Genomic DNA, 6040 nt, shown 5'->3' with positions numbered 1-6040 from the left:
CGGCGCGTGAAAATATGCTCTTGGAATCCATATTTTTCTTTATAATGGGCGCATTGCCATGCGCCCCTACGATGCATCATTCGTACGGGCACATGGAAATGTGCCCCTGCAATCCATAATCTCCTTTATAAATCGGCGCGTGAAAATATGCTCTTGGAATCCATAATCTCCTTTATAAATCGGCGCGTGAAAATATGCTCTTGGAATCCATAATCTCCTTTATAATGGGCGCATTACCATGCGCCCCTACGATGCATCATCCGTACGGGCACATGGAAATGTGCCCCTGCAATCCATAATCTCCCTTTGAAAGGCGTATGGAAATGTGCCCTTGCAATCCATAATCTCCTTTATAAATCGGCACAATAAAAATATGCCTATATGATCCATATTTTTCTTTATAATGGGCGCATTGCCATGCGCCCCTACGATGCATCATCCGTACGGGCACATGGAAATGTGCCCCTGCAATCCATAATCTCCCTTTGAAAGGCGTATGGAAATGTGCCCTTGCAATCCATAATCTCCTTTATAAATCGGCGCGTGAAAATATGCTCTTGGAATCCATATTTTTCTTTATAATGGGCGCATTGCCATGCGCCCCTACGATGCATTATCAAACAATATACCATTTTCATCATCTGTATGGGCACATTAAATCACCTCAAAAATTGCACTATTCACGCATTTTCTCAATTTCACCCTCATTTTAAACTCAAAAGAGAGAAGAAAAATTTTAACTTTTTATAAAACAATATGTTACAAAAAACAACCATTGTTTTTCATTTTCAACATTATTTCACCTTATCCATATATTTTAATCAATAAATAATCATATTATCAAAACATATTATACCAAAATGTAATAATTTATTTTATTTTATGTATAAAATTCTATTTATGTTTGTCCTGAAAAAGAAATCGAATATTATTAATAACAAATAAAAAAGCTATGAAAAAGAAAGTTTTATTATTTACCCTAGCGGGTTTTTTCCTTCTAGGAACTACCTCTTGTAGTAATGATGATAGCAGTAATCCTACTGATATTGAAAAAGAAAAAGAAGTTCCAAACACTCTTAAAGATGAATTCTTTAACATTGATGGAGCGACCTTTAAAGAAGGTGGAATACCTTCGGGTGAAAAAAATTCAGTGAAACATATTCGCATTAACAAGTATGTAATCAATGGAGGAAAAACCATTATGACCATTACAAGTACGGATCAATTGGATGCTATTCTAGTTGCGTTAAAAGGACATGATGGATTTTATGATTTTAAGCTTAAAAATGAAGCCTTAACTCGAAACAATGAGTTTACCTATGAAATAATTGTTGATTTATCTCAAAAATTGAGTTTAGAAAATTTTGAACTTGCTATTGCAGGGCGATTAATGGATGGAACCATGACAGAAACTCAATATGTAGACTTACAATTAGTTGCTGCTGGTACAGGCGAATTGCAAATTTCACTTTCTTGGGATTTAGAAGATGATGTTGATTTGCATTTAGTAAACAAAGAAGGACAACGCGTTTATTATGGAAATAAATCGATAGCGGATGCTGAAGGTATTAGAATTGCAGAATTAGATATTGATTCAAATCCAGGTTGTAGTATTGATGAGATTAAAAATGAAAATATCTACTTCAATGATTTAAAAACAGATGGTGTTTACTATATTTATGTTGACCTATATAGAAAATGTGAATCACAAAGAATAGGTAGTAAATACATTGTAAATGTAATGTATAATGGTTCAAGTGTTCGATTATCAGATCATATGATGGGTAAATTCGACGATAGTTATCAAGGTAGTGGTAACACACCTAGTCAACACGTTTTAATTGGTGCATTCTCTATCATTGACGGGCAATTTTCTTCTATTGTTGAGGCAGAATCTACTCGTTCAATTGTCCCTTTCAACTTAAATGAAAAACTAGTTTACAAAAAGTAATATTTTCCTTTCATCAAATGATGATAATTCCTTCTTACCAGGGAGTATTACAAATTGAAATTAAAAATATTTGTCTTTAATTTTCAATGATTTACGTCAAACGCCAGTAAAAAGTATAATTTTTTACTGGCGTTTTTTTTCTTGCATAATCCTTGCAAATTTACAGCTAAAAAATGAACATTGGAATTCCCATTCCACTCCATTGAATCTAAACTATTTTGAGTATTTTTGTATCAACCCTAAAAAAGTAATGCAAGTGGATTTTATCAAAATTACGGAACAATCTTCTGCTTATGACCATTTAGAGCAGATGTCTGTTCTTGAGATTCTAACGAACATCAACAAGGAAGACCAAACTGTACCTTTGGCTGTTGAAAAAGCAATTCCTCAAATTGAAGTTGCGATTCAAACCATTGTATCTCAGCTCAAAAAAGGAGGTCGTTTATTTTATATTGGAGCGGGGACATCTGGTCGATTGGGCATTTTAGATGCCTCCGAATGTCCACCAACTTATGGGGTTTCTCCTGATTTAGTCATTGGATTAATTGCTGGTGGAGACCAGGCTATTCGACATGCTGTTGAAAACGCTGAAGACAACCCCAATCAAGGATGGATGGACTTACAAGCGTATCAAATCAACGAAAACGATTTCGTTATAGGTATTGCTGCATCAGGAACAACACCTTATGTAATTAAAGCCTTAGAAGCGTGTTACACACATCGTATTCCAACGGCTTGTATTACGTGTAACCCCAACAGTCCATTGAGTCAAGTAGCACAATTCCCTATTGAAGTTGTTGTAGGTCCTGAATTTGTTACTGGAAGTTCACGCATGAAAGCTGGAACAGCACAAAAACTCGTACTCAATATGATTTCTACTTCTACTATGATTCAATTGGGTCGAGTAAAAGGCAATCGCATGGTCGACATGAAAATGACAAACGCCAAATTAATACAACGCGGTATCGCCATGTTACAAGAAGAACTACAAGTGAGTAAAATAGAAGCTACTCAGTTATTAAATCAATATAAAAGTGTGCGTTCAGCACTCGATCATTATAAAAAATAAGCCCTATGGAACCACAAGGTACAAATCGAAAAGTATTACAAAAAGGAGTTAAATATCTTGCTATTACATTGCCTTTATTGTTTCTTGGCCCCATTGTAATTCACAGCTCACTAAAAAACCAAGGTAATCCGTTTTTTATTCCAGTCTTTGGATTAGGATGTATCATTTGTTTATCCTCTATGTTTTTACTTTTTAAAGGGATTAACACCATTATGAAATCTTTATTTGGGAAATAATTATTCTATGAAAACTAAACTATTCTATCTTTTACCCTGCTTTGCCTTGTTTGCTTCTTGCTATCAACAAGAGCGAAATTGTGCTAACTTCCGAACAGGAAAATTTGAGTTTGTTACCGAAATTGACGGGGTTGAAAAAAGATCTACTTTTGTTCGCACAGCTGAATATGAAATCGAAGAATTCGAAGGAAAAGTAGACACCTCAAGCATTCGATGGATTAATGATTGTGAATTTGTTTTACAAAAGAAAAATCCGAAAAACATGGCTGAGAAAAAAGCAGTTAGCATCAAAATTATTACGACAGATGGAGATAGCTGTGTTTTTGAATATGGTTTAGTAGGGGACGCAAGAAAAGAGCGCGGAAACCTTAAAAAAATTGGAGAACTATAATCCTATCTCTATATGGAAGTTTTTTTAACTGCTGACGCTATTGTAGCGTTTATTACGCTAACCTTCTTGGAAATTGTCTTGGGAATTGACAACGTCATTTTCATTTCAATTGTAACGGGTAAACTCCCGGAAGAAAAAAGAAAAAAAGCGACGAAAATCGGTTTATTTTTAGCCATGTTCATGCGAATTGGTTTACTATTTGCTATTACTTGGCTAATCAAAATGAAAGCCACTCTTTTTAGTGTTGATTGGGGCTGGTTTAGTGCTCATTTTAATGGTCAAGCGCTAATCTTACTAGCAGGGGGAATCTTCCTGATTTACAAATCCACCAAGGAAATACACGAAAAAGTTGCTCACGTACAAGTTGCGGAAGACATTAGCGCAACGCCTAATGCAAAACAAATAGCAACCAAATCTTTTGGAAACATCATTGTTCAAATTTTATTGATCGACTTAATTTTCTCTGTCGATAGTATTCTTACTGCCGTAGGTATGACCAACGGTATCGAAGGAGCTTTGTACATTATGATTGCAGCAGTTATTGTATCCGTAGCAGTGATGATGATTTTCGCTGTTCCTGTAGGAACTTTTGTCAACAACAATCCTTCAATTCAAATCTTAGCATTATCATTCCTTATTTTAATCGGATTTATGCTTACAACCGAAAGTATGCACTTATCAGATGCTAAATTAGCCGGACAAGATGTAGGTGCAGTACCAAAAGGATATTTGTACTTTGCCATTGCTTTCTCTCTTATTGTTGAATTTATCAATATGCGAATTAGAAAAAAAGCGAAATAGAGAGATGGTGAGTCTGTGAGATGATGAGATGGTGAGTCGATGAGATGAAATAATACAAAAAGTGTTCAGTTTTTTTAAACTGAACACTTTTTGTATATACGTTTTATACATTTTTCGACAAACTAACCGTTAACTGATAACCGATAACCGATAACCGATAACTGATTAACCATTCAAAAATCGCTCAGTGACGAAATCAATATCCTTAATTGATTTTCTTGCCCAATCAATGCGTTTTGCCAATAACTCCTCTTCGGTTAATTGCCATGAAATATTGGATTCTCTCAATCGAGTGGATAAACTTTGAATGATAATAGCAGCAGAAACAGAAATATTTAAACTCTCGGTAAAGCCCACCATAGGAATCGTGATATAATCATCCGCTTGTTCGATAATTTCGGGAGACAAACCTGATTTTTCTGTCCCAAAAAAGATCGCTACGGGGTCAGATAAATCAAACTTATCCAAACTTTGTGCTGTTCCATGAGGCGTAGTTGCAACTATTTTATAACCTTTAGCCTTAATAGCATCAATGCTTCCTTGTACAGAGTTATATCGGTGAATATCCACCCATTTCTCTGCACCAAGGGCAATTTGCTTATCGATTCGCTTACCGAATTTCTGTTCAATTACATGGAGTCCTTGTACACCAAATACCTCACAGCTACGCATAACAGCACTTGTATTGTGCAATTGATACACATCTTCCGCTACCACCGTAATATGATTGGTTCGGTTTGCTAAAACTTCTTTGAATCGCTCTACTCGATTCTCCGTCAAAAAAGTTTCTAAATAAGCTAAGTATTCCTTGTCTTGAAATAGCTTGTTTGAAATATTCATTATATCTTTAGTTTTATTCAAAAATGCAAAGGTAAGAATATTATGGAAAAACGTTTAGTGGTGCTTTCAGGAGCGGGAATGAGTGCAGAAAGTGGAATAAAAACCTTTCGCGATGCGGATGGACTATGGGAAGGTCATGATATTATGGAAGTAGCTTCTCCTCTTGGTTGGGCTAAAAACAAAGAAATGGTTTTAAAGTTTTACAACGATCGTCGTCGTCAATTGTTGACTTGTGAACCCAATGCAGCTCATAAAGCAATTGCAGAACTACAACAACATTTTCACACAACAGTCATCACTCAAAATGTAGATGATTTACACGAACGCGCTGGAAGTATGGATGTCATTCACTTACATGGCGAATTACTCAAAGTACGAAGTGAAATCAATGAACACCTAATTTATCCTTGGACCGCGGATTTAACCACTTTAGATCGCAATGAACACGGACACAGCTTACGCCCACATATTGTGTGGTTTGGAGAAATGGTTCCCGAATTAGAACGCGCCATTCCCTATGTAGAAGCTGCAGATATTATTTTGATTATCGGAACTTCTTTACAAGTGTATCCCGCTGCATCCTTGCTCGACTTTGCACAAGCAGAAGCCTTAGTTTACTATATTGATTTACACCCCGCCTCTACCAAACACTTCAATCGAAAAATTGAAGTCCTCCCTGAAAAGGCCTCTGTTGGTATGGCAAAAATTCAAGAATCTCTAATTGAGTTGAGTCAAATGATATAAGAAAAGCG

Annotated in this window: 7 protein-coding genes; 6 read left to right on the top strand and 1 reads right to left on the bottom strand. The window is 35.8% G+C overall.

Annotated features, from left to right (window positions below; all coding sequences use genetic code 11):
* Positions 1-952: 952 nt before the first annotated feature.
* The 5 genes from HX004_RS08170 (at position 953) to HX004_RS08150 (ending at position 4448) form a co-directional block, all read left to right on the top strand.
* On the top strand, positions 953-1951 hold the full coding sequence (locus HX004_RS08170; protein WP_286441969.1) for a DUF2135 domain-containing protein: 999 nt from the start codon (positions 953-955) through the stop codon (positions 1949-1951).
* 256 nt (positions 1952-2207) lie between these two features.
* Positions 2208-3020, top strand: a complete 813-nt coding sequence (gene murQ / locus HX004_RS08165) for an N-acetylmuramic acid 6-phosphate etherase (protein ID WP_286442118.1) — start codon at positions 2208-2210, stop codon at positions 3018-3020.
* A gap of 5 nt (positions 3021-3025) precedes the next feature.
* On the top strand, positions 3026-3256 hold the full coding sequence (locus HX004_RS08160; RefSeq protein WP_286441966.1) for a DUF6095 family protein: 231 nt from the start codon (positions 3026-3028) through the stop codon (positions 3254-3256).
* Between the two features lie 7 nt (positions 3257-3263).
* Positions 3264-3647: a DNA topoisomerase IV gene (locus HX004_RS08155; protein WP_286441964.1), complete on the top strand. Its 384-nt coding sequence runs from the start codon at positions 3264-3266 to the stop codon at positions 3645-3647.
* A gap of 12 nt (positions 3648-3659) precedes the next feature.
* Positions 3660-4448 (top strand): TerC family protein, encoded by a 789-nt coding sequence (locus HX004_RS08150; RefSeq protein WP_286441963.1) that lies wholly within the window; start codon positions 3660-3662, stop codon positions 4446-4448.
* 165 nt (positions 4449-4613) lie between these two features.
* Here the strand turns inward: HX004_RS08150 and HX004_RS08145 are convergent, their stop codons facing one another.
* A complete protein-coding gene (locus HX004_RS08145) occupies positions 4614-5288 on the bottom strand; it encodes a TrmH family RNA methyltransferase (RefSeq protein ID WP_286441962.1) in 675 nt (224 codons plus the stop codon).
* Between the two features lie 42 nt (positions 5289-5330).
* On the opposite strand from HX004_RS08145, the gene HX004_RS08140 reads away from it, so the two are divergent.
* The gene (locus tag HX004_RS08140) at positions 5331-6032 is read left to right on the top strand and encodes an SIR2 family NAD-dependent protein deacylase (RefSeq protein ID WP_286441961.1); all 702 of its coding nucleotides are present in this window, start codon (positions 5331-5333) and stop codon (positions 6030-6032) included.
* Positions 6033-6040 lie beyond the last annotated feature (8 nt).

Source organism: Myroides sp. 1354 (assembly GCF_030324495.1).
Taxonomy (GTDB): Bacteria; Bacteroidota; Bacteroidia; order Flavobacteriales; family Flavobacteriaceae; genus Flavobacterium.
This window is presented reverse-complemented; position numbering and strand designations above follow the sequence as displayed.